At 50.6% G+C, this 23517-nt stretch carries 20 protein-coding genes; 15 read left to right on the forward strand and 5 right to left on the reverse strand.

The annotated features are described in order from the left end of the window. The first annotated feature begins 263 nt into the window (after positions 1–263). Positions 264–1286, forward strand: a complete 1023-nt coding sequence (locus LI015_RS14035; RefSeq protein ID WP_227125429.1) for an aldo/keto reductase — start codon at positions 264–266, stop codon at positions 1284–1286. Positions 1287–1400: 114 nt separating this feature from the next. Here LI015_RS14035 and LI015_RS14040 read toward each other — a convergent pair whose 3' ends face one another. After that, positions 1401–3164 carry an ABC-ATPase domain-containing protein gene (locus LI015_RS14040; RefSeq protein WP_002572131.1) on the reverse strand — a complete coding sequence of 588 codons (1764 nt, stop codon included), beginning with the start codon at positions 3162–3164 and terminating at the stop codon, positions 1401–1403. A 296-nt stretch (positions 3165–3460) separates the two neighbouring features. On the opposite strand from LI015_RS14040, the gene LI015_RS14045 reads away from it, so the two are divergent. From LI015_RS14045 to LI015_RS14065, 5 genes are all read left to right on the forward strand, one after another. After that, a complete protein-coding gene (locus LI015_RS14045) occupies positions 3461–4132 on the forward strand; it encodes a hypothetical protein (RefSeq protein WP_002569748.1) in 672 nt (223 codons plus the stop codon). A gap of 74 nt (positions 4133–4206) precedes the next feature. Continuing rightward, a complete protein-coding gene (gene hisH / locus LI015_RS14050) occupies positions 4207–4812 on the forward strand; it encodes an imidazole glycerol phosphate synthase subunit HisH (protein ID WP_054353970.1) in 606 nt (201 codons plus the stop codon). 74 nt (positions 4813–4886) lie between these two features. Beyond that, entirely contained in the window at positions 4887–5648 is a 762-nt protein-coding gene (hisF, locus tag LI015_RS14055) for an imidazole glycerol phosphate synthase subunit HisF (RefSeq protein ID WP_002569746.1), read from the forward strand. Between the two features lie 115 nt (positions 5649–5763). After that, complete coding sequence (locus tag LI015_RS14060; protein ID WP_002569745.1) at positions 5764–6438, forward strand: uracil-DNA glycosylase; 675 nt, start codon at positions 5764–5766, stop codon at positions 6436–6438. 129 nt (positions 6439–6567) lie between these two features. Further along, a complete protein-coding gene (locus LI015_RS14065; protein ID WP_002572133.1) occupies positions 6568–7410 on the forward strand; it encodes an undecaprenyl-diphosphate phosphatase in 843 nt (280 codons plus the stop codon). Between the two features lie 192 nt (positions 7411–7602). Here the strand turns inward: LI015_RS14065 and LI015_RS14070 are convergent, their stop codons facing one another. Beyond that, positions 7603–8634, reverse strand: coding sequence for a 3-deoxy-7-phosphoheptulonate synthase (locus LI015_RS14070; protein WP_002569743.1), 1032 nt, complete (start codon positions 8632–8634; stop codon positions 7603–7605). A gap of 174 nt (positions 8635–8808) precedes the next feature. Between LI015_RS14070 and LI015_RS14075 the strand changes: the two genes are divergently transcribed. From LI015_RS14075 to LI015_RS14085, 3 genes are all read left to right on the forward strand, one after another. Beyond that, on the forward strand, positions 8809–9705 hold the full coding sequence (locus tag LI015_RS14075; protein ID WP_002569742.1) for an EamA family transporter: 897 nt from the start codon (positions 8809–8811) through the stop codon (positions 9703–9705). A gap of 540 nt (positions 9706–10245) precedes the next feature. Continuing rightward, on the forward strand, positions 10246–11472 hold the full coding sequence (gene tyrS / locus LI015_RS14080) for a tyrosine--tRNA ligase (RefSeq protein ID WP_002572134.1): 1227 nt from the start codon (positions 10246–10248) through the stop codon (positions 11470–11472). Positions 11473–11547: 75 nt separating this feature from the next. After that, on the forward strand, positions 11548–12294 hold the full coding sequence (locus LI015_RS14085) for a hypothetical protein (RefSeq protein WP_227125431.1): 747 nt from the start codon (positions 11548–11550) through the stop codon (positions 12292–12294). Positions 12295–12462: 168 nt separating this feature from the next. On the opposite strand, the gene LI015_RS14090 is transcribed toward LI015_RS14085, so the two are convergent. Then, positions 12463–13029 (reverse strand): manganese efflux pump MntP, encoded by a 567-nt coding sequence (locus tag LI015_RS14090; RefSeq protein ID WP_002572136.1) that lies wholly within the window; start codon positions 13027–13029, stop codon positions 12463–12465. A 341-nt stretch (positions 13030–13370) separates the two neighbouring features. Here LI015_RS14090 and LI015_RS14095 point away from each other — a divergent pair, with 341 nt between their 5' ends. The 4 genes from LI015_RS14095 to LI015_RS14110 are packed head-to-tail and all read left to right on the forward strand — an operon-like array spanning position 13371 to position 18241. Beyond that, positions 13371–14729: an MATE family efflux transporter gene (locus tag LI015_RS14095; protein WP_002569738.1), complete on the forward strand. Its 1359-nt coding sequence runs from the start codon at positions 13371–13373 to the stop codon at positions 14727–14729. A 58-nt stretch (positions 14730–14787) separates the two neighbouring features. Beyond that, positions 14788–16200 carry an MBOAT family O-acyltransferase gene (locus LI015_RS14100; protein ID WP_002572137.1) on the forward strand — a complete coding sequence of 471 codons (1413 nt, stop codon included), beginning with the start codon at positions 14788–14790 and terminating at the stop codon, positions 16198–16200. A 25-nt stretch (positions 16201–16225) separates the two neighbouring features. Beyond that, the gene (locus LI015_RS14105; RefSeq protein WP_002572138.1) at positions 16226–17320 is read left to right on the forward strand and encodes an alginate O-acetyltransferase AlgX-related protein; all 1095 of its coding nucleotides are present in this window, start codon (positions 16226–16228) and stop codon (positions 17318–17320) included. Positions 17321–17350: 30 nt separating this feature from the next. After that, positions 17351–18241 carry a ribokinase gene (locus LI015_RS14110; RefSeq protein WP_002572139.1) on the forward strand — a complete coding sequence of 297 codons (891 nt, stop codon included), beginning with the start codon at positions 17351–17353 and terminating at the stop codon, positions 18239–18241. Positions 18242–19394: 1153 nt separating this feature from the next. Here LI015_RS14110 and LI015_RS14115 read toward each other — a convergent pair. After that, a complete protein-coding gene (locus LI015_RS14115; RefSeq protein WP_002575741.1) occupies positions 19395–20369 on the reverse strand; it encodes a radical SAM protein in 975 nt (324 codons plus the stop codon). Positions 20370–20384: 15 nt separating this feature from the next. Next, the gene (locus LI015_RS14120) at positions 20385–21275 is read right to left on the reverse strand and encodes a helix-turn-helix domain-containing protein (protein WP_002569733.1); all 891 of its coding nucleotides are present in this window, start codon (positions 21273–21275) and stop codon (positions 20385–20387) included. Positions 21276–21452: 177 nt separating this feature from the next. On the opposite strand from LI015_RS14120, the gene uxuA reads away from it, so the two are divergent. Together uxuA and LI015_RS14130 are read left to right on the forward strand one after the other, a co-directional pair. Beyond that, positions 21453–22502, forward strand: coding sequence for a mannonate dehydratase (gene uxuA, locus LI015_RS14125; protein ID WP_002569732.1), 1050 nt, complete (start codon positions 21453–21455; stop codon positions 22500–22502). Positions 22503–22662: 160 nt separating this feature from the next. Beyond that, on the forward strand, positions 22663–23505 hold the full coding sequence (locus tag LI015_RS14130) for an SDR family oxidoreductase (RefSeq protein WP_002572141.1): 843 nt from the start codon (positions 22663–22665) through the stop codon (positions 23503–23505). Positions 23506–23517 lie beyond the last annotated feature (12 nt).

The raw sequence follows: 23517 nt of genomic DNA on the forward strand, positions 1-23517 counted from the left end.
ACCTCCCTGCTGCGTTCAATCAGCTGTTCCCGGCGTATCTGCCAAAGACATTCTTGTTTGCCGCTTTGTTTTATCCATTCTATCACAAATCCGGGAATGTGGAAACAGTGTGTTTACCAGCAGGATATCCAACCCGCCGGATATACGGGACGTGGGGGCAAAACAGCGTACAATTTTATGTTTGTTTGAGTCCTTCTGTTGTAGATGGCAGCAGTTTTATGGTAGAATAATAAAAAACAGCAGGCTTGAAGGAGGTACATAAGATGGTGGAAGTTACTTTGGGGAAAACAGGTATAACGGTGAACAAAAACGGGTTCGGGGCCCTTCCCGTCCAGAGAATACCGAAGGAGGATGCCGTATACCTGATAAAAAAGGCGTATGAAGGCGGAATCACGTTCTTTGACACAGCCAGGAATTATACGGACAGTGAGGAAAAGCTGGGAGCCGCCCTTGAGGGAATACGTGACAAGGTGTTTGTCGCAACCAAGACAGCCGCAAAGACTGCGGAGAAATTCAGGGAGGATTTGGAAATTTCCCTGAAAAACCTGAGGACAGACCATGTGGATCTCTATCAATTCCATAATCCTTCCTTCTGTCCAAGGCCGGGAGATGGCACTGGACTGTATGAAGCCATGCTGGAGGCTAAGGAGCAGGGCAAGGTACGCCACATAGGAATCACCAACCACAGGCTGTCAGTGGCCATGGAGGCAATTGATTCAGGCCTTTATGATACACTGCAGTTTCCATTCTGTTATCTGGCCACGGATAAGGATCTGGAGCTGGTTAAACGGTGCAGGGAGGCGGGCATGGGATTCATTGCCATGAAGGCATTATCCGGCGGTCTTATCAATAATTCACGGGCAGCCTACGCGTATTTGGCCCAGTTTGACAATGTGCTTCCGATCTGGGGCGTTCAGAGAGAGCGGGAGCTGGATGAATTCCTGTCTTACGTGGGAAATCCTCCTGAAATGACAGACGAGATACGGGCAGTGATTGATAAGGACAGGGAAGAGCTTCTGGGAGAATTTTGCAGAGGCTGCGGATACTGTATGCCATGTCCCGTGGGCATTGAAATCAACAACTGTGCCAGGATGTCCCTTATGATACGCAGAGCCCCTTCCGCAGCCTGGCTGACACCGGACGCACAGGAGAAAATGAAGAAGATTGAACAGTGTCTCCACTGCAACCAGTGCAAGGGAAAATGTCCCTATAACCTGGACACGCCCGCACTGCTGGAGAAGAACCTGAAGGATTATCAGGAGATTCTGGACGGGAAGGAATATTAGAGGAAGCAGAAAAAGAAAATAAACAGCGGTAAAGTAAAAGGAAACAGCGCCCCGCTGCCATGGCAGGCAGCGGAAGCGCTGTTTTTATAAAGCCATTACGGTTGGTGGCAGAAACTAATTGCGGTATCGGTTAAGGCAGGCGAAAATCTCCTGTATTCTGGGCATGGAAAAGCCGCAGGCCGCATAGGAGCTGTCTCCCACGGCTGCCAGTCCGCCTTTTTGTATCTCCTTAAGCAGCATGGCAACCGTATCCTTTAGCGTGTACCGCTCCAGCAGCTGGTGTTCCACACAGTAGCGCAGCATCTGTGCCAGGGAGTTGGTCTGTTCAGAGTCAATGAGCTGCTCCACGAACCGGAGGTCCACAGGGGACTTGCCGATTTGAAGGGAATCCTTTCCGTATACCTTGACCTTGATACGCTCATCGCGGCCGCCGTCGCGGGGGCCTCTGCCCCTGTAATTCCCCCTGTTTGATGAGGCATAATTTCCCGGTGCAGTCTGGGAACCGCCCTTATTGCTTAACAGTCTGCGCCCGCCGGACGGAAGAAGAAAGCCGGGGGCGGAGGTGATGGGCTCAACGCCGTAGCCGGAACAGAAGGCCTTGGTCTTATCCGTAATGTCCAGTGGTTCATAGCAGTCCATCTGGAGGATGGTATCTGCAATATAGAAATATGCGCCTGAACTTCCCGCCACCATGACAGTTGAAATGCCTGATTTTTCATACAAATCCCTGGCTCTCTCAATGAATGGGGTAATGGGCTCCTGGTCCCGGCTGATGATTTTCTGCATCAGATCATCCCTGACCATGAAGTTGGTGGCGGAGGTGTCCTCGTCAATCAGAAAGACACGGCTTCCGGCCTCAATCCCTTCGATGACAGCGGCTGCCTGGGAGGTGCTGCCGCTGGCATCCTCAGTGGAGAAGCAGTGGGTGTCTTTTTTGTTGGGCAGATCGTTGATAAACAGGGAGATGTCCACATTCTGGACGCTTCGGCCGTCCTCTGCCCGCAGCTTCATGGCAGTGGAATCAGTGATAACATATTCCCGTCCATCCCCGGCCACATGGTTGTAGACGCCGGACTCCAGTGCCTTTAACAGAGTGGATTTGCCGTGATATCCGCCTCCCACAATCAGGGTAATGCCTCTGCAAAGACCCATGCCGGTAATTCTGCCGCCATGGGGAAGGTTTAATTCCATCCTGAGGGAATCCGGAGACTGGAAGGGGACGCTGCCCTTCATGGGACGGCTGGAAATGCCGCTTTCCCTGGGAAGGATGGAGCCGTCTGCCACAAAGGAGACAAGTCCCAGGCGTTCCAGCTCACAACGGATGAAATACTGGTCTTCCGCCAGGTCTGACACGGCCTTTACCTCCTGGGCCGGCCTGTTTTTATAGTAAAATACAGTTTTGACGCACCTGGGCAGGAAGTCAAACAGGATCTTAATCAGTTCACCGGAATTAATGGTCCTGCCGTTGGCCGGAAAACCTGCCTCAAAGCGGGCCGTTATGCCCTTAATACTGCATTCGCAGGCTGTCCGGCTGAGAATCTCAGGCCCTGGATGGCTGGTGGCTATCAGGCCGCTTTTGCCGGAACCCTTTGCCTTAAAATTGTATTTGGCGATCTCCTGGCAGAACTGCCTGACCAGATAATCCTCCAGGGCAGTCTGCTTGTGGGGGGCGTCAAAATATCCGCTGGGGTAGGCGGCCCTCTGGAGCGGAATAAATACACTTAATTTGGAAGGGGACGCAAAGGGATCTCCCTGTACATGGTCGATGGAAAGTACATAATCCGTAAAGTCATATGAACCCCGCGTATCTTTATAGGCCGGATACCCTTTCCGGTCAATGGATTCCAGTAATCGTCTCAGGTCTTGTGCTGATTTCATGATGATGCTTCACCTCTTCACCTGCGCCGCCAGGCCGGAATTCCATTCCGGCCTGCCTTTTGACAGGCTCCTTTTTCTGTATTTGCTTTCTATATTTTATAGCAGGTCCGGCAAAAATGCAACCGGGAAGAGCTGTCTGCCCATCCTTCTGCCCGTCTCCCACGGGATTAGGCAGCGTTGAAGCCCGCCCTATTTTATGATATGATAGCATAAGACGGCGCCGGGGACAGGAGCGGAATATCAGAGGTACACGGGTCCCCGGACAGCCTTATGAATGACAGGAGTGAAGATTGGATATGGACCAGCAGAAGAAGGATTTGTTAGAGGCGCTTTCCGGCGCGGAAAAGGTACTTATAGGCATCGGAGGGGAGTGGAGATTAAGGGATGACGGTAGAGATGTGCGCCTGCGCAGTCTGGGGGATCCGGTACAGAAGGAGCTGCGGGAAGCTTACGCGGTCCTGTGGAGCCTGGTCAGGGACAAGGACTATTATGTGGTTACCACTGTGACAGACGGAGCTGTCTATGACACGGATTTTGACAGCGGGCGGGTGGTGGCTCCCTGTGGAAATATCCATTGGAGGCAGTGTTCCAAAGCCTGTACCAAGGATATATGGGAAGAGGGGGAGGTGCCGGATGATATCTGCCCTCATTGCAGGGCACCCCTGACAGGCAATACGGTTGAGGCAGAGACTTACATAGAGGAAGGCTACCTGCCAAGGTGGGAGGCATACAAGAAATGGCAGACAGGAACCCTGAACCGCAGGCTGGTTATCCTGGAACTGGGAGAGGGTTTTAAGACACCTACCGTTATGCGGTGGCCATTTGAGAAGATAGGTTTTTTCAACCAGAAATCAGTATTTTACAGGATACATGAAACCTTTTTCCAGATACCCAAGGAAACGGGAGAGCGGGCCGCGGGAATCCAGGCAGATTCAGTTGCCTTTATCCGCGGACTGGCAGATATTTAAGTGATTATAAAAACAAGTTGCCTTTATCACGTTACAATGCTAAAATATTAAATCATAGGAACGAGGTTGAATGTATGATTGCCATTATTGATTACGACGCAGGAAACCTGCGCAGTGTGGAAAAAGCCCTGCTTTCACTGGGGGAAACGCCTGTCATAACCAGGGACAGGAAAACGATACTCAAAGCGGACAAGGTCATTCTGCCGGGGGTGGGCTCCTTTGGCGATGCCATGGGAAAGCTGGAGCAGTATGGTCTGGTGGATGTGATTCATGAGACAGTGGACCAGGGAACTCCGTTTCTGGGTATCTGCCTGGGACTGCAGCTTCTATTTGCGGGCAGTGAGGAGTGCCAGGGGGCTGCCGGCCTGGGCATCCTTCCGGGAAAGATACTTAAGATACCGGAGCATCCCGGACTTAAGATTCCGCATATGGGCTGGAATTCACTGAAGAAAAGGCCGGAAGCAAAGCTTTTCCGCGGGATTGAGGACGGATCCTATGTTTACTTTGTCCATTCCTATTATTTGAAGGCAGAGGATGAGTCCATTGTGGCAGCTTCCACGGAGTACGGCACCGTAATCCACGCTTCCGTTGAACGGGAAAATGTGTTTGCATGCCAGTTCCACCCGGAGAAAAGCGGAGAGGTGGGCCTTGCCATTCTTAAGAATTTCATCGGACTGTAAAAGTCCTGCGCTGTCTGAACGGGGATACCGGAGGCAGCGCCATACCAATTAAAACAGGAGATAGGAGAGGCGATATGTTTACCAAAAGAATCATACCATGCCTGGACGTGAACAATGGACGGGTGGTAAAAGGCGTAAATTTTGTGAACCTGCGGGACGCAGGGGACCCGGTGGAGATAGCCGCGGCTTATGACAGGGCAGGGGCAGACGAACTGGTATTTCTGGATATCACGGCATCCTCGGACAACCGCCGTACTGTGGTGGACATGGTGCGCAAGGTGGCGGAGACTGTTTTTATTCCGTTTACTGTGGGCGGCGGCATACGTACAGTGGAAGACTTCCGCATGCTTCTCAGGGAAGGCGCGGATAAGATATCCATTAATTCTTCAGCCATTGACAATCCCCGTCTTATCAGTGACGCGGCGGATAAGTTCGGCCGCCAATGTGTGGTGGTAGCCATAGACGCCAGGCGCAGGGCTGATGGAAAGGGCTGGAATATTTACAAGCACGGCGGACGTGTGGATGTGGGGACCGATGCCCTGGAGTGGGCCATGGAGGCAGACCGTCTGGGAGCGGGAGAGATACTGCTCACCAGCATGGACTGCGACGGAACCAGGAACGGATATGACAACGAACTGACTTCACTTATAGCATCCCATGTATCCGTACCTGTTATTGCCTCGGGAGGCGCCGGAAATAAGGAACATTTCTATGATGCGCTGACAAAGGGCGGAGCGGACGCTGCCCTGGCCGCCTCTCTGTTTCATTATAAGGAACTGGAGATACGGGATCTTAAGAAGTACCTGTGGGAGAGAGGGATTGCCGTAAGGATGTAGGGCGGGCGCAATCCCGGCTCTCTTAATTATTTTGTCGATATCCGTTGTTTCCTGCCGTTTCCTATGCTAAAATATGAAAATGTGAATTTATATTGTTGAAAAGGAGAAGCAGGATATGGCCGCTATTACAAATGACTGGCTGGGGCCCTTAAGCAGCGAGTTTAAGAAGCCCTATTATAAAGAACTGTATAAGACAGTAAAGCATGAATATGAGACTAAAAGGGTGTTTCCTGAACCGGATGATATCTTTAACGCATTTGCATTTACACCGCTGGCGGACGTAAAGGTAGTGATTCTGGGGCAGGACCCTTACCACAATTATGGTCAGGCCCATGGCCTGTGTTTTTCAGTAAAGCCGGACGTGGATATTCCTCCCTCACTGGTGAACATTTACCAGGAGCTTCACGATGATTTGGGGTGTTATATACCGAATAACGGTTATCTGAAAAAGTGGGCTGACCAGGGGGTCATGCTGTTAAATACAGTGCTCACAGTGAGAGCCCACCAGGCCAATTCCCACCGGGACATTGGATGGGAGAAGTTTACGGATGCAGCCATAGGCATTCTTAACCAGCAGGACAGACCCATGGTGTTTATTTTATGGGGACGTCCGGCCCAGACCAAGAAGGCAATGCTGAACAATCCCAGGCATTTAATCCTGGAAGCGCCCCATCCAAGTCCCTTGTCCGCATCCAGGGGATTTTTCGGCAGCAGGCCCTTCAGCAAGACCAATGCATTTTTGACAGAGCACGGCCTTACTCCTGTTGACTGGCAGATTGAGAATATATAAAACAGGTATAGGGATAGATAAGAATACATAAAATGTACAGCAGGCAGGGGCTTCTGCGGCAGGATGAATGCAGGGGCCGGATGCCGGAAGGCGTCAGGGAATGGAGTCTGTCTGCGGTAAGGAGAATTTATGAGTTTAGTTGAAGTGTTAAAAATCATTGTATTGGGAATTGTGGAAGGGTTCACGGAGTGGCTTCCTATCAGCAGCACCGGTCATATGATTCTGGTGGATGAAATCATACGCCTGAACCAGCCGGACGCGTTTAAGGACGTGTTTCTGGTGGTGATTCAGTTAGGGGCCATCCTGGCTGTGGTTGTCATGTTTTTTCACAAGCTGAATCCCTTTAGCCCCAGCAAGTCCAGCCGGCAGAAGGATGCCACCTGGGCCCTCTGGATTAAAATTATCATTGCCTGTGTTCCGGCAGCCATTCTGGGACTTTTGCTGGATGACTGGATGGAGGCCCATCTGTTTAACGCCTATGTGGTGGCAGCGGCCCTGATTGTATACGGCGTACTTTTTATTGTACTTGAGAACAGCAGCGTGTGTACCAATCCCAGGTTTAACAAGGTGGGACAGATCTCAGCCAAGACAGCGTTCCTCATTGGTATGGTACAGCTTCTGGCTTTGATTCCGGGAACCTCCCGTTCCGGTTCCACCATACTGGGCGCCATGGTCCTGGGCTGTTCCAGGGCTGCCGCGGCAGAGTTTTCATTTTTCCTGGGAATCCCGGTTATGTTTGGAGCCAGTCTGCTTAAAATCGTGAAGTATTTCCTGGCAGGAAATGTGTTTACGGGACCGCAGATTTTCTATACCATACTGGGAATGCTGATTGCCTTTGTGGTTTCTATTTATTCCATTCAGTTCCTTATGAGTTATGTCCGAAAGCATGATTTTAAGTTCTTTGGATATTACAGAATTATTCTGGGTGTGATTGTGCTGGCATACTTTGGGATTACGGCGCTGGCCAGCTAGGGATGAAAACCGGGAGCAAAGACCAGAAGCAAAAAAACCAGAAGCAAAGACCAGAAGCAAAGACCAGAAGCAAAAACAGAAGCGTGATCATAAATATAAAGAATGGTTCACAGAATGGAAAAGGGCCTGCCATGCAAAACGCATGGCAGGCCCTTTTCCGGGCTCATATTTCGTTTGGGTTATAGTATGGTCCTAGTCCAGATTATCCGCAATCTCGTACAGCAGCCGCTCCGTATCATCCCATCCCAGGCAGGGATCGGTGATGGACTTGCCGTAGCAGTGTTCCCCGATTTTCTGGCTGCCGGGCTCAATGTAGCTCTCAATCATAAGGCCCTTTACCAGATTCTTGATATCGCCGGAGTGGCGGCGGCTGTGGAGCACTTCCTTGGCTATACGAATTTGTTCATGGTACTGCTTGTTGGAGTTGGCGTGGTTGGTATCCACGATGCAGGCAGGATTCTGTAACCCGCGCTTATTATAAAGGTCAAATAAAAGCTTCAAATCTTCATAGTGGTAGTTGGGGTTGCACTGGCCCCTCTTGTTTACAGCCCCCCGCAGGATAGTGTGGGTCAGAGGATTGCCGGGGCACTGCACTTCAAAGCCGCGGAAGATAAAGTCGTGGGGAAGCTGGGCAGCCACCACGGAATTCAGCATGACTGTCAGGTCGCCGCTGGTAGGGTTCTTCATGCCTACGGGCACATCGCAGCCGCTGGCTACCAGCCGGTGAAACTGGTTCTCCACGGAACGGGCGCCTACCGCCACATAGGACATCATGTCTGAGAGATAGTTCATGTTTTCAGGATAAAGCATTTCATCTGCAGTGGAGAAACCTGTCTCCCGCAGCACCCTCATGTGCATATGGCGGATAGCCAGAATTCCTTCAAACATATCAGGCCGCTTCTCAGGATCGGGCTGATGTATCATTCCCATATATCCCTCGCCGGTGGTTCTGGGCTTGTTGGTGTAGACCCGGGGAATAATAATTAGCTTGTCCTTTGTTTTTTCCTGGATTTTCACAAGGCGTCCGGCGTAATCACATACAGATTCCTCGTTGTCAGCTGAGCAGGGGCCGATGATGACAACAAACTTGCCGCTTTCACCGGTAAATACCCTTTTTATTTCCTCGTCCCGTGCGTGTTTGATTTCTGCCAGCTCTGGGGCCAGCGGGAATTGCTCCCGGATTTCTGCCGGCGTAGGCAGCTTATTGATGAATGTGAATCCCATTTTTTCGTCCTCCCATTATGTAAACACCGGACTGCGGTGTAAGATACATTTCAATGCTTCATTATAGTATAGAAAACCGGATTCGTAAATAGTGAATCCCACGAAAATATTGACAATAAGGTGTTTTCCAAGTATAAATAGATACATGACTGTTGCAGGAGATTAACGTGTGAGATGAAGAATGATAAGAGACAGACAGCGGGAACCATAATGGCCCTGGTAGGCGGAACCTGCTGGGGATTTTCGGGCTGCTGCGGGCAGTATTTGTTTGAACAGAAGGGAATCGAGGCGCCGTGGCTGGTGGCTGTCAGGCTGTTTTTTGCAGGCATTATACTGGTGCTGGCAGGATTTAAGCTTCACGGCAGGGAGAATCTGAGGGTGTTCCGGAAAAAAAGGGATACCATCCACTTGCTGGCATTTGCTATTTTCGGCATTACCTTCTGCCAGTTTACATATTTTATGGCAATCCAGGCATCCAACGCGGGAACGGCAACCGTACTCCAGTACCTGTCGCCCATTCTGATTCTGGCAGTGGTGTGCATGCGGGAGCTGCGGCTTCCCAAGGGGCTTGAGCTGGCAGCCATCGGTCTGTCTTTGTTTGGCACCTTTGTCATCGGAACCCACGGGGACATACATTCCTTCCACATTACGGGGGAGGCCCTGTTCTGGGGGCTTTTGGCAGCTGTGAGCTCCATGATTTATACTATTATACCGGGAGGTCTTATCCTGAAATATGACATATACCAGGTGCTGGGATTCGGCATGTTTTTTGGCGGGATTGCCATGGGAGCCGTGGTTCAGCCCTGGAATTACGGGGTGGTCTGGGATGCAGGTACACTGGGAGCGCTGGCAGGCGTGGTGGTGGTGGGCACTGCCATTGCATTTGGCCTGTACCTTCAGGGCGTCAGCATGATTGGACCCTTAAAGGGCAGCATCATGGGAAGCGTGGAGCCGGTATCCGCGGTGGTCATATCCGTGTTCTGGCTGGGAACCCGGTTTACGCTGCCTGATTTTCTGGGATTTGCCCTGATACTGGGAGCTGTGTTCGTGCTTACCTTTGCACACCGCTGATTCCCTTTGCATACGGCTGATGATTCCCTTTACATATGGCTGATTAACTCTTGACAAACCGGGAGAGTCTGTCTATAATGGTCATAATTTCATGAATTGGCTATGACGGGAACAAGTAGTAGCCTGCAGGAACAGACAGAAAGCAGCCGGATGATGAGAGGCGCATGGAAAGCAGGTCATGAATACATCCCTGAGCTTCGCACCCAACAGCGCTGCTTCATATAACAGCCTTAGTAGGCTGCGACGGGTCCTGCATCCGTTATCGTGCTAGAGTATACGGGCGTTTGGCCAGAGCCTGGCGCCAGTACTCGAAGAGGCAGGCAGCGTGAGCTGTCTGTGAACATCAGGTGGTAACACGGGGCTTACGGGCTTCGTCCTTTTGAGAAAGGGCGGGGCTTTTTTTCGTTCAGAAAGGGAAAATCGTGTCGGCGGTATGCCCTGTGCCCCTGCTGCCCCTGTATAAAAAATGTAAGAATCAAGCCCTTGCATGAAAGCAGAAGTATGGTAAAATAAAGAAAGTAAGAAGAGGAGAGAATCACCATGCAGATTTATGAAGAACTGGTTGCCAGAGGCCTTATTGCCCAGGTGACCAACGAAGAAGAAATTAAGAAAATGGTCAACGAGGGAAAGGCCGTATTCTATATCGGTTTTGACCCGACAGCTGACAGCCTCCATGTAGGCCACTTTATGGCGCTCTGCCTGATGAAGCGTCTTCAGATGGCAGGCAACAAGCCGATTGCCCTGATTGGCGGAGGCACGGGCATGATTGGCGACCCGTCGGGACGCTCTGATATGCGCACCATGATGACGCCTGAAATCATCCAGCATAACTGTGACTGTTTTAAAAAGCAGATGAGCCGTTTCATTGATTTCTCAGAGGGAAAGGCCATGATGGTGAACAATGCGGAGTGGCTCATGGGCCTTAACTATATTGAGTTCCTCAGGGAAGTGGGACCTCATTTTTCCGTCAACAACATGCTGCGGGCTGAATGCTACAAGCAGAGGATGGAAAAGGGCTTAAGCTTCCTGGAATTCAACTACATGATTATGCAGAGCTATGATTTCTATGAGCTGTTCAAACGGTACGGCTGCAACATGCAGTTTGGCGGCGATGACCAGTGGAGCAACATGCTGGGCGGAACAGAACTGATTCGCCGCAAGCTGGGCAAGGATGCACATGCCATGACCATTACCCTGCTTCTGAATTCTGAGGGCAAGAAGATGGGTAAGACACAGTCCGGCGCAGTATGGCTGGATCCTGAGAAGACATCACCCTTTGATTTCTACCAGTACTGGAGGAATGTGGGGGATTCCGATGTGCTTAAGTGCCTGCGCATGCTTACCTTCCTTCCGCTGGAGCAGATTGACGAGATGGATCAGTGGGAAGGAAGCCAGTTAAACCAGGCAAAGGAGATACTGGCATTCGAGCTTACAAAGCTGGTGCACGGCGAGGAAGAAGCAGCCAAAGCGCAGGAAGGCGCCAGGGCCCTGTTTGCGGCAGGAGCGAGCACCGAGAACATGCCTACTTTTGAACTTTCAGAAGAGGATTTTACAGATGGAACCATTGATATCTTAAGCATTCTTAACAAGTCCGGCCTGGCAGCTTCCCGTTCTGAGGCCAGAAGGAACGTGGAACAGGGCGGTGTGTCCGTGGACGGAAATCCTGTAAAGGATATCAAGGCCGTATTCTCCAGGGAACAGTTTGCCGGAGATGGCGTGGTCGTTAAGCGCGGCAAGAAGAATTTCAAGAAGATTATATTGAAATAATGGCTGGCGGATGCGCCGGGAATTCACCCTGGATGTCATCATGAGTAGTCCAAAGGTTTGAGAGGAGGGTACCGGATGAGACGGTATATGTCTGTTAAGCGGTTAGGCGCGCTGGTTCTGGCGGCAGTGCTCAGTGTGTCAGCTGCATTTGTCTCAGAGGCAGCGGCTTCGTATAAGACTGAGGTGCCTGTTACCCTGCATTTGGATGTTAACAGCAGAAGGACCACGATTTATGACGGATATTCGTCCTATCTGCTGGGGTACAGGGTATCGGAATACGATACGTTCACAGTTACAAAGGACAAAAGTGATGTGGACCTGAATGAAGTGACACTGAATTGTTATCTTGTCACCTATAGGGGCGAGACCCAGAAGTATCTGGAGTGTACGGTGTACGGTTTAAAGGAAGGGACCCATTACCCTGTAATCCGGCCTGAGACCGTTGAAAAAGAGCGGTCCGCTGAGGGGGATTATAATTATCTGGATCAATGTTATATGGTAGAGTTTTGTTATCAGGATAAAAAGGAGAGCCGGTATTTCATGCTGCTTCCTGAGGAGGACATGAGCAACTACCGGAACATCCTGCTGGGCAAATGGAACAAGGATATGCGCGGCTGGAGGTATCTGTATCAGGATGAATACCTTACATCCTGGGCCATGATAAACGACAAGTGGTATTTTTTCAACACAGACGGCTATATGCAGACCGGCTGGCTGGAATATAAGGGACAGTGGTATTATATGGACCCTGAAAACGGAGTGATGCAGACGAACCGCACCATTGACGGTTACCAGCTGGACAGCAGCGGCGTCAGAATCTGAGACCGGGAAGGCTTAGGTTTCTGAGCCTGGGAACAGGATTTCAGACAGGAAAAGGATAATAAAAAGACAGTGGGGCAGCGTATTCCGAGAGGACGCTGCCCCGCCGTCTTTGCGCAGGTATGGCGGAATGTGAAGGTAAGGATGGTCTGCCGGATACTTATGTTTCGCTTACCCGAACAAAATTCCCAGGTGCTCCAGCAGTATCTTGAATCCCATGAGAATGAGGATGGCGCCGCCTGCCAGCTCGGCCTTGGATTTATAGCGGCATCCAAATGCGTTGCCTGCCTTTACGCCGGCCACGGACAGAAAGAAGGTGACGCTTCCGATAAAGGATACGGCGGGGAGGATGTCGACATTCAGGAAGGCAAAGGTCACGCCCACGGCCAGGGCATCTATGCTGGTGGCAATGGCCAGAAGCACCATGTTTTTAACATCCAGGTCCGCGTTCGGACATTCCTCGTCTTTGCTGAAGGATTCTTTTATCATGTTTGCGCCGATAACAGCCAGCAGGATGAAGGCCACCCAGTGGTCGTAAGCACGTATGGCCAGGCTGAAGCTGGAACCCAGGAAATATCCGAACAAAGGCATGGCGGCCTGGAATCCGCCGAAGTACAGCCCAACCAAAAGGGCGCCCTTCCAGTTCATTTTGGGCATGGCCAGGCCCTTACAGACAGATACCGCAAACGCGTCCATGGACAGCCCCACGGCGATGACAAACAGTTCAGCTAATGACATAATGATTCCTCCCTGGTGATGTTTTAATATATGGATTGTGGTATAAAAAAAGACCCACCTACAGCCTTGGAATGCTGTAGATAAGTCTCATTGTTTCAAATAAAGCCAGATAGAAACTATCAGTATGTTGACCTTATTACATGCCCGGCAGGGCGGGGCATGCCAATTACTCCCTTATCACTTGCTCCATTTTAAAGGACGGGCCGGGAAATGTCAAGAAAATTCGCAGGTTTTCATGGCCTTTTAACCCATTGTAAAAAACGCGGCCCTGTGATATAACTGATAAGAACATATGCCATGGACTGGCATGGAGAAAGAATGACACAGGGAGTTAACAGAAGATGAAAAAGTCTTATGAGATTGACATGACAAGCGGCCCGCTTCTGGGCAAAATCCTTTTATTTTCCATTCCTTTGATGCTGTCAGGCATATTGCAGCTGCTGTTTAATGCAGCGGACATCATCGTGGTGGGCCGTTTTGCAGGCAGCGGGGCTCTGGCGGCAGTGGGATCCACATCTTCGCTTATCAACCTATTAATTAATGTATTCGTGGGACTCTCAGTTGGTGTCAATGTGCTGGTGGCCCGGTATTACGGGGCCCGCAAAGACAAGGATGTCAGTGAGACCGTCCACACGGCGGTGACCACCAGCATTGTGAGCGGCTTTATCCTGGTTGTGCTGGGAATTCTTCTGGCAAACCCGCTGCTGCGCCTTATGGGAACCCCTGAGGACGTCCTGAGCCAGTCGGTCCTCTATATGAGGATATACTTTCTGGGTATGCCGGTACTTATGGTCTATAACTTCGGCGCAGCCATTCTGCGGGCTATCGGGGATACCAGGAGACCTCTGTATTTCCTCTTTGCTTCCGGCGTGGTGAATGTGTGCCTGAACCTGTTCTTTGTGGTGGTGCTGGGAATGGGAGTGGACGGTGTGGCCTGGGCCACGGTCATATCAGAACACATCTCCGCTTTTCTGGTCCTGAGGAGCCTGATGAGCGCTCCGGGAGCACTTAAGCTGGATTTAAAGCAGCTGCGGATTCACCCCAGGAAGCTGAAACGAATCGTAAAAATCGGACTTCCCGCAGGCATGCAGGGAGCCATATTCTCCATATCCAATGTACTGATTCAGTCCTCGGTCAACTCCTTCGGCTCCATTGCCATGGCCGGGAACACGGCCTCCTCCAACATCGAGGGTTTTGTCTACACGGCAATGAACGCGGTGTACCAGACCAACCTGAGCTTTACCAGCCAGAATCTGGGCGGCAGGAAGTACAGCAGGATTAATAAAATCATGTACATATGCCTGGGAGTGGTGACGGCCGTGGGTTTAATCCTGGGACTCACAGCCGTGGCTGCGGGAGACGGGCTTTTGCATATCTATTCCTCAGACCCGGAGGTGCTGCGCTACGGGATGCTCAGGCTGGAAATTATCTGCACAACCTATTTCCTTTGCGGAATCATGGACTGCATGGTGGGAAGCCTGAGAGGGCTGGGATATTCCATCATCCCCATGTTTGTATCCCTCACAGGGGCATGCGGATTCAGGGTGCTCTGGGTATTCACCGTATTTGCGGCGTACCGTTCCCTGGATGTGCTGTATCTGTCCTATCCTGTCTCATGGGCCATCACAGCCATTGCCCATATGGTGACATTCCATAAGATACGGCGCAAGATACCAAAGCAGGACGCTGTCTCCATGTAGCCTGCATCTTTGTGATACATGATTGATAAACTTTGATAGAAAGGGAATTTTCCTAAATATGCTGTTTAGTTCACTGACGTTTGTATGGTTTTTCCTTCCTGCCCTGGCCCTGATATACTATATTTCACCGGGCAGGAAGCTTAAAAATGGGGTTCTGCTCATGGCCAGCCTTGTGTTTTACAGCTGGGGCGAGCCGCGGTATGTGGTTCTGGTGGTCCTTTCCATCCTGCTAAACTACGGGTTTGGCCTGGCCCTGGATGGCTGCGGGGAAAGGAAGGGGCTTAAGAAGGCAGTATTTATCCTGAGCATTCTGGTCAACCTGGGGCTTTTGGGGTATTTTAAATATTTCAATTTCTTCCTGGAACTGGCCATGTCCCTTCTGGGGCGCCAGGGCTTTGCTCCAAGGGATATCGCGCTGCCCATCGGCATATCATTTTACACCTTCCAGTCCATCTCTTACCTGGCTGATACCTTCCGCGGGGAGAATCCCGCCCAGAGAAATGTATTCCGTCTGGCGCTGTACATCTCTTTGTTTCCCCAGATACTTTCCGGTCCCATTGTCAAGTATCATGAGCTGGAACCGCAGATTGGGAACCGGCAGGAGAGCCTGTCCATGCACGCATACGGTATTAAGCGTTTTGTGTACGGCCTGGTGAAGAAAATGGTATTTGCCAACATGTTCGGCCAGGTGGTGGACCGTATGTTTGACCTGCCCCTGGAACAGCTGGGCACGGTTACGGTATGGCTGGCCGTGATTCTGTACAGCTTCCAGATTTACTATGATTTTTCCGGGTACTCCGACATGGCCATCGGCCTGGGCAGGATGTTCGGCTTTACCTACAAAGAGAACTTCAATTATCCGTATCTGTCGGCCTCTGTCAGCGAGTTCTGGAGGCGCTGGCATATCTCCCTCTCCACCTGGTTCAGGCAGTATCTTTACATTCCTCTGGGAGGCAACAGGAAGGGACTGGCGCGCACCTGCGTGAATCTTTTCCTGGTATTCCTGGCAACGGGACTGTGGCATGGGGCCAGCATGAACTTCATATGCTGGGGTGTGTATTACGGCATTCTTATTGTGGCGGAACGCCTGTGGATTGGCAGGATTTTAGAAAAAAATCCCCTGAAGTTCCTGAATCATCTGTACACCCTTGGGGCGGTGGCAGTGGGCTGGCTGCTGTTTCGGGTGGATACCCTGCACAACGGAAAAATACTGTTAAAGGCAATGCTGATTCCCAGCAAGGGACTGTGGAATCCGCGGATTTTTGCGGATAACCGCATTCTGTTTCTGCTGGTGCTGGCAGTGGTATTCTGCGGGCCCATCCAGCAGCTGATGCCCCGTCTCAAAGCCCGGCTGTTTGACGAGGAGAACGTGACCGCAGCGGATGTGGCTGTGATGGCAGCCCTTTTGCTGCTGGGAACGTTGCTTATGGTCAGCAGCACCTATCAGGCCTTTATTTATTTCAGATTTTAGTCCATACGGAAAGAGAGCAGCACCTATGATGAAGAAGATTATGATTGCGGGGTTCTGGGCCCTGCTTCTGATACCCAACCTGCTGTTTCCCTTTGTGAAGGGAGGCAGCCAGACAGGCACCGGGGAAAACAGGAACCTGGCAGAGTTTCCCGTGTTTTCACCGGATACATATGAGGCGTATCCGTCTGCGGTCAACAGTTATATCAATGACCATGCGGCATTCAGGAACCTGTTCCTGAGCCTGAATTCCATGATTAATTTAAAGCTGTTCGGCTATGCGGATTCCCAGGATGTGATTGTGGGAAAGGATGGCTGGTACTTTTTTGCCGGGGGCATGAGCCTTTATGATGCCCTGGGAACACAGCCCTTTTACCCGGACGATGCTGCCTGGATTGGCGGACAGATCATAAAGGCAGCCGGATATTATGAGAGCCGGGGCATACCCTTTCTCATGATGATTGCTCCCAACAAGGAAGGAATCTACAGGGAATATATGCCGGATGCATATAAGCGGGTCTGGGATGGAAACCGGCCCGGACAGCTGGAGGATTACATACGGGAGCACTCGGATGTGACGGTTCTGGACCCCAGGGAGTACTTTAACACGAACCGGGATTATGTGTGGTATTATAAGACGGATACTCACTGGAACAGCGCAGGAGGATACGCGGCAGGCCAGATGCTCATTGAGGCATTGGGAGGGACACCGCTGCCCATAGAGGATGTGCAGGTGGATTATATCAAGGGAGCCCCGGGTGACCTGGCCAATCTGTTCCACCTGCCTGAGAAATACTGCGATGACCAGATTGCCCTTGTAAGCGGGTATCACGAAGACCTTGAGGTCACGGTGCAGGATGTAAACGGGGATAAGAATATTGTCCATACAAGTACACCCGGGGCGCCGGATAAGCGCCGGATTGCCGTTATACGGGATTCCTTCGGCACAGCCCTCATGGATTTCCTGCCCCGGTACTTTGCCAATGTGGACTTTTATCACTGGCAGGCCTTTGACCGGTCGCTTTTGGAGGAGAACCCTCCGGATGCAGTGATATATCTGATTGTGGAGCGGGACCTGACCCGGATTCCCCAGGATGTGGGGAAGATGGTGCCGGAAGAATAAAGAATCAAACGAATGGAAAGGAGAAGAATCATGAAGATACTTAATTACGGTTCACTGAACATAGATTACACCTATAGTGTGGACCACTTTGTCAGGGGAGGGGAGACCATGTCCTCGGAAGAAATGCATGTGTTTTCAGGCGGCAAGGGGTTAAACCAGTCCATTGCCCTGAGTAAAAGCGGGGCAGAGGTATGGCACGCAGGTGCCATCGGCACCGGGGACGGGGATTTTCTCATTCGCCAGTTAAAGGAAGCCGGGGTGAATACGGAGTATATATCCGTGCTGGATGGAAAGACCGGCCATGCCATTATCCAGAAGGCAAAGGACGGGGGCAACTGCATCCTTCTCTTCGGCGGCGCCAACCAGCAGATTACCAGGGAAATGGTGGATGGGGTTATGGACCACTTTGAGAAGGGGGACTACCTGGTACTGCAGAATGAAATCAGCGAGATTGGCTATATCATGGAGAGAGCCCGCGAAAAAGGCATGGTGCTTGTATTCAACCCTTCTCCCATGGACGATAAAATCAGTACCTATCCCCTGGAATATGTGGATTATTTCCTGTTGAATGAGATTGAGGCAGGAGATATATGCGGGGAGCAGGGAAGCGGTGAGGAGCTGCTCCAAAAGCTTTCTGACAAATTTCCGGAGTCAAAGATAGTTCTGACACTGGGCGGAGACGGCTCCCTTTACAGGGACGGCCAACGAATCCTGACACAGGGAATCTATAAGGTTCCTGTGGCGGATACAACGGCTGCCGGTGATACATTTACCGGTTTCCTTATTGGCGGGCTGGTGCAGGGGCTGGATGCGGGAGAGGCCCTTGACCTGGCTGCCAAGGCAGCCGCAATTGCGGTTTCACGCCCCGGGGCAGCACCCTCCATACCCTCCAGGGAAGAAGTGGAAGCATTTAAGGGATGATTCAAACAGATAAAAAGTAAATAACAGGAAAAAGATACCTGTATCCGGTAGGAATAGGTATCTTTTTTTGGAAAAAATCAGAATATTTAAACAATTAACACAAATAAAAGGTTAAGATATGTATAAAAATAGAAACAATTGTAATAAAATGGATTCGAATATTAATAAACTAAAAAAATAATAAAAAAACTAAAAAAGTGTTGACAAATGCGGGGGCATTTACTATAATGAAAACAACAAAAGAACAGAGAACAAAAGATTTCAAGGAACTGTAGACAATCAGTTCACAAGTAATAAAATCCAAGCAAAGGAGGTACGGACCGCCAAAGACTTAAATTTTGTTTCATTTATAACTTAAAGAAATTTAATTATAAATGAGACCAGGAAAAACCAAACTACCAAAGTGAAACGCTCAAACAGATAAGTAATTTTAAGAAATTGATTTAAAGAAACAGGAATCCAATCGGTTGGTAAACAATTCAAGAAGTAGCAGGTTTTCATGAGTTAAAGAAACTAATATGTGAATGGGTAAGTTCACAGACAGATAATTTAATAATCGAAATACAAGTTATATAGATTGAATGTTTTAAGAGCAATTGCAGTTATTTAAAGATATGAATTAAAGATACAGACTGTTGAGTGAAGCATTTATAAACAAATGAATGATTGAATTTGTAACACTATCTCAAGAGTATCAGAAAAATAAATTCGGTTTGGTGATATGACGAGAAAGTATTATTAGAACGAAAGATGATACCGGATAGTAAAGAAAAAGCAATAAAAGAAATGAATCAGACATAAGTGAAGAAATGCAGAAGTAGGAGCGAAGTAACAGAACGTAGAATGGTGTAACAACTTAATATAGAAAAGCCAGAAATAATTAAAAGAATTGTTTCGGAAAAGTGAGGTTTAGTCCAATGGACGAAATAGTTAGAAGACGGATATCGTAATCTGCGAACGTGGTTAGTCAAAGATTCGATATCCGTCTTCATGTTTTTATGAGATTCAGGAAAGTCTTTAGAGAGCAGGTTTGGAGAACAGGGGAAAAGAAAAACGGGATGGCGCAGCCGGATGAGGCAGGCGCTTTTTTTGTTCTGAAACCCGTTCATCTGTCCCGAATACTTTTGTCCCGAATACCTTTGTCCGGAATACCTTATAGTCCTTCCAAATCAAAGGGCGGAGTATATTCTTCCCTGGCACTGCTTTTTTCCTGCATGAACCCCTGGGTGAGTCCCAGACGGATGGCGGCATCCACCACCTTGTCATATTCGTATGATGTGATGCGGCGGTTTAGTTCCGGGAATTCCTGGTTTTGGATGTAGGGAGTGTACTGGCTCATAAGGCTGATCATATACCGGCCCCGGGGCAGATTGCCGCTTATCCATTCCAACAGGGCAATGGAATCACGGCGCTGTCCCGGCAGGACCATGTGGCGGATGATGACGCCTTTTGCCAGCAGTCCGGGAGAGACAGACTGGTAAACAGGAGCGCCGGTCTGGTCAATCATCTGCCGGATGGCGGCAGCGGCCGTCTCAAAATAGTCCGCAGCCCTGGAATATCGCTGGGCCAGACGGTTATCATAGTATTTGAAGTCGGGAAGCCATATGTCCACGTAATCCTTTAATGCCTTTACTGTCTCCGCACGCTCATAGCCGCCGCAGTTATAGACCACAGGTATGGTGAGCTTAAAGCGTACCTGGTCCAGGGCGGAGATAATATGGGGCAGGTACTGGGTGGGTGTCACCAGGTTTATGTTATATGCCCCCTGGTCCTGGAGACGGAGGAAAACCTGGCCCAGTTCCTCAGCGGTCATCTCCCGGCCGAAGTGCCCGCTGCTGATTTTATGATTCTGGCAGAAGCAGCAGCCCAGGGTACAGCCGGAAAAAAAGACGGTGCCGCTGCCGCCGGAATCCGAATGGGCGCCGCCGGGCGCTGTTAAACCGCCGTCTGCATCCGCAGATCCGCTGATGCAGGGCTCCTCCCAGTGGTGAAGGGCGGCCCTGGCAGCCGTAAGGACGCTGCTGCAGCCGCAGTAGCCTGCGGCGCGGCTGCGGTCGGCTTTGCACATTCTGGGGCAGAGGATACAGTTTCTGTATGTGTCAAAGGAAAGGATGTCAGGTGTATTCATGTCAGTCAAATCCCCTTATATGGTGTAATCCTGCTGTTCAGGCAGGCGGTGCTGCTCCCGGTACTCCTTGGGGGAAACACCGTACTCTTTTTTGAATGCCCTGAAAAAGCTGGTGTAGTCCTTGAAGCCGTACTGGAGGTAAACATGGCTGATGGGCTGGTCGGACAATATGGCGTTCTTGCTGGCGTGAAGCCGTTTTTTCAGGATGTACTGGTGGAGCGGGATACCCATGTTGTCCTTGAAGATGTGGGAGATATGGTATTTGCTCACATAGAAAAAGGACGACAGGCTGTCCAGGCTTAAGTCCTCCTCCAGGTGCCGGTTGATATAGTCGCAGATGTTCAGGTACAGAACATTTTCGTAGACAGCTGATTTCTGGTGGAGGCTGTCATAGAGAAGGCGGTTAATGTACACCAGGAAGGAGACAGCCATGAGCTCCGAGACAAGGCGGTGGAAGGAGCGTCCGCCCGCAAGCTCCTCCATCAGGTCGGTAAGCTTTCCCTGAATCTCCTGGGTGGTAATGGTGTCTGTGTGGAACCGGTAGGCCTGGTGGCTCTGGGCATAGTCAAAACAATATGTCAAATCTTCGTTGGTCTGGCGCAGCTTTTTGTGGTAATCCTGATTCAGCCAGAATACAAACCTGCGGTAGGGTTTATCATAGGAATGGAACTGGGGATAATGGGGGGTATCAGGCGGAATCAGCAGACAGTCCCCGTATTCCAGCTGATAGCTTTTATCACCGATGTGGTATGTAACATCGCCTTCCAGGAAAAAATAGAACTCGTAGTAGTCATGTTCATGGGCATCTACGGATTTAAGCGCAGTGTCATTGTAATAGAAGAGTTCAAAGTCTCCGGACTGCATGTATTGCCGTGTGTTAAAGTCCATGGACAGCTGTTTTTTCACGGGAGTCCCTCCTCTCGGGAAACATGATTTATCATGATTTTATCCCCATCTTAGCATGAAACAACAACATTTGCAATATGGACGGCAAGTATCACTATGGACGGAAAAATGGTTTCTGTTATAATAAAACCATAGGTTAGGGAACGTAAAACAACACTTATCAGGAGGAGTTTACACATGAAATTATCATTCAGATGGTATGGGGAAGACGACAAGGTAACACTGGAGAATATCCGCCAGATTCCGGGCATGCAGTCCATCGTTACGGCTGTATACGATGTTCCGGTAGGCGAAGTGTGGAGCAGGGAGAGCATTGCAAAGCTGAAGAAGCAGGTAGAGGATGCTGGCCTGGGCTTTGATGTGATTGAGAGTATTCCTGTCCATGAGGATATAAAGCTGGGCAAGGCTTCCAGGGACAAGTACATCGAGAACTACTGTGAGAACATCCGCCGTGTTGCGGAGGCAGGTGTTAAATGTATCTGCTACAATTTCATGCCTGTATTTGACTGGACCAGGACCCAGTTAGACCATGAGCTGGCTGACGGATCCACCTCCCTGGTGTACTATCAGGAGCAGGTAGATGCAGTGAATCCTCTTAACAGCGACAGCGACCTGACACTTCCGGGATGGGATTCCAGCTACACCAAGGACGGACTTAAGGCTGTAGTGGAGGAGTACCACAGCCTGACAGAGGAAAATCTCTGGGATAACTTAAAATATTTTCTGGAGCGCATTATTCCGGTTGCGGCCGAGTGCGACGTGAATATGGCAATCCATGAGGACGACCCATGCTGGAGCATCTTCGGTCTTCCCAGAATCATTACCTGTGAGGAGAACCTGGATAAGTTCTTAAAGCTGGTGGATGACAGGCACAATGGAATCACACTGTGTACCGGTTCCCTGGGCTGTTCCGCTAAGAACGACGTGGTTAGACTGGCCGGCAAATACGCCGCCATGGGAAGAATCCACTTCGCGCATCTGAGAAATGTGGCTGTGCTGGATAACGGCTTTGAGGAAAGAGCACATCTGTCCTGCTGCGGTTCCCTGGACATGTTCGGTATCGTGAAGGCCCTGGTGGAGAATGGTTTTGACGGCTATGTAAGACCTGACCACGGACGTATGATTTGGGGAGAGACAGGAAGAGCCGGATACGGCCTGTATGACAGAGCATTAGGCGCTACCTACCTCAATGGCCTGTTCGAGGCTGTGGAGAAAATGAGCAGGTAATGTCCTGACAGCCGGTCTGTACAGCACAAAATCAGACAAAAAACACAATATAAATCAGGAAAGGGCCGGGAAGAACGTTCTCAGGCCCTTTTTGTCCATCAGCCGGTGAGGATGAATGGGAAAAGAATGAAAGTAAAGAGCAGGAAGGGAGGAAGGAAAGGTGGTATTGGGGACGGATTTGACGGGAAAGATGGCGGTGGTGACCGGCGCGGGGGGAATCCTCTGCGGCATGTTTGCCAGGACGCTGGCCAGAGCCGGCGCAGCAGTGGCCCTTCTGGACATTAACCTGGAGGCGGCTGAGGAGACAGCCAGGGACATACGGGAGGCTGGGGGGACGGCTGCCGCCTATGGAGTGGATGTGATGGATAAGGAGATGCTGGAGAGCGTTCATGCCAGGGTGCTGGCTCGGTTAGGACCCTGCGATATCCTGATAAACGGAGCGGGAGGCAACCAGGCCAGGGCTAATACATCGAAAGAATATTTTGAGATGGGGGATATAGAGGCCGATGTGGCTACCTTCTTTGATATGGAGTATAAGGGGGTGCAGGGCGTGCTGGATTTGAATTTTTTAGGAGGATTTCTGACCTGCCAGGTCTTTGCCAAGGATATGGTGGGACGGGAGGGATGCAATATCATCAACATCTCCTCTGCCAGCGCGGCCAGGCCCCTTACCAGAATACCTGTATACAGCGGGGCCGTGGCCGCACTCAGCAATTTCACCCAATGGCTGGCCGTGCATTTCGCAAAAGCTGGAATCCGGGTCAATGCCATTGCTCCGGGTTTCTTTGTGACCCGGCAGAATGAGGGCCTCCTCTATGAGGAGGACGGAAAGCCCGCGGCCAGAACCGCCAAGGTGCTGGCCGCCACCCCCATGGGGCGGTTCGGCAGGCCTGAGGAGCTGAACGGGGCCCTCATGTTCCTGCTCAACAATGAGGCGGCCGGTTTTATCACCGGAATCATACTTCCGGTGGACGGCGGATTTTCGGCATATTCCGGGGTGTGACGGCTGAGGCGC

The organism is Enterocloster sp. 210928-DFI.2.20, assembly GCF_020554465.1.
Taxonomy (GTDB): domain Bacteria; phylum Bacillota; class Clostridia; order Lachnospirales; family Lachnospiraceae; genus Enterocloster; species Enterocloster bolteae.

Excerpts from the sequence above, each read along its gene's own strand:
- LI015_RS14035 (WP_227125429.1), top strand. The coding sequence starts at position 264 with ATGGTGGAAGTTACTTTGGGGAAAACAGGTATAACGGTGAACAAAAAC.
- LI015_RS14040 (WP_002572131.1), bottom strand. The coding sequence starts at position 3,164 with ATGAAATCAGCACAAGACCTGAGACGATTACTGGAATCCATTGACCGG.
- LI015_RS14045 (WP_002569748.1), top strand. The coding sequence starts at position 3,461 with ATGGACCAGCAGAAGAAGGATTTGTTAGAGGCGCTTTCCGGCGCGGAA.
- hisH (WP_054353970.1), top strand. The coding sequence starts at position 4,207 with ATGATTGCCATTATTGATTACGACGCAGGAAACCTGCGCAGTGTGGAA.
- hisF (WP_002569746.1), top strand. The coding sequence starts at position 4,887 with ATGTTTACCAAAAGAATCATACCATGCCTGGACGTGAACAATGGACGG.
- LI015_RS14060 (WP_002569745.1), top strand. The coding sequence starts at position 5,764 with ATGGCCGCTATTACAAATGACTGGCTGGGGCCCTTAAGCAGCGAGTTT.
- LI015_RS14065 (WP_002572133.1), top strand. The coding sequence starts at position 6,568 with ATGAGTTTAGTTGAAGTGTTAAAAATCATTGTATTGGGAATTGTGGAA.
- LI015_RS14070 (WP_002569743.1), bottom strand. The coding sequence starts at position 8,634 with ATGGGATTCACATTCATCAATAAGCTGCCTACGCCGGCAGAAATCCGG.
- LI015_RS14075 (WP_002569742.1), top strand. The coding sequence starts at position 8,809 with ATGAAGAATGATAAGAGACAGACAGCGGGAACCATAATGGCCCTGGTA.
- tyrS (WP_002572134.1), top strand. The coding sequence starts at position 10,246 with ATGCAGATTTATGAAGAACTGGTTGCCAGAGGCCTTATTGCCCAGGTG.
- LI015_RS14085 (WP_227125431.1), top strand. The coding sequence starts at position 11,548 with ATGAGACGGTATATGTCTGTTAAGCGGTTAGGCGCGCTGGTTCTGGCG.
- LI015_RS14090 (WP_002572136.1), bottom strand. The coding sequence starts at position 13,029 with ATGTCATTAGCTGAACTGTTTGTCATCGCCGTGGGGCTGTCCATGGAC.
- LI015_RS14095 (WP_002569738.1), top strand. The coding sequence starts at position 13,371 with ATGAAAAAGTCTTATGAGATTGACATGACAAGCGGCCCGCTTCTGGGC.
- LI015_RS14100 (WP_002572137.1), top strand. The coding sequence starts at position 14,788 with ATGCTGTTTAGTTCACTGACGTTTGTATGGTTTTTCCTTCCTGCCCTG.
- LI015_RS14105 (WP_002572138.1), top strand. The coding sequence starts at position 16,226 with ATGATGAAGAAGATTATGATTGCGGGGTTCTGGGCCCTGCTTCTGATA.
- LI015_RS14110 (WP_002572139.1), top strand. The coding sequence starts at position 17,351 with ATGAAGATACTTAATTACGGTTCACTGAACATAGATTACACCTATAGT.
- LI015_RS14115 (WP_002575741.1), bottom strand. The coding sequence starts at position 20,369 with ATGAATACACCTGACATCCTTTCCTTTGACACATACAGAAACTGTATC.
- uxuA (WP_002569732.1), top strand. The coding sequence starts at position 21,453 with ATGAAATTATCATTCAGATGGTATGGGGAAGACGACAAGGTAACACTG.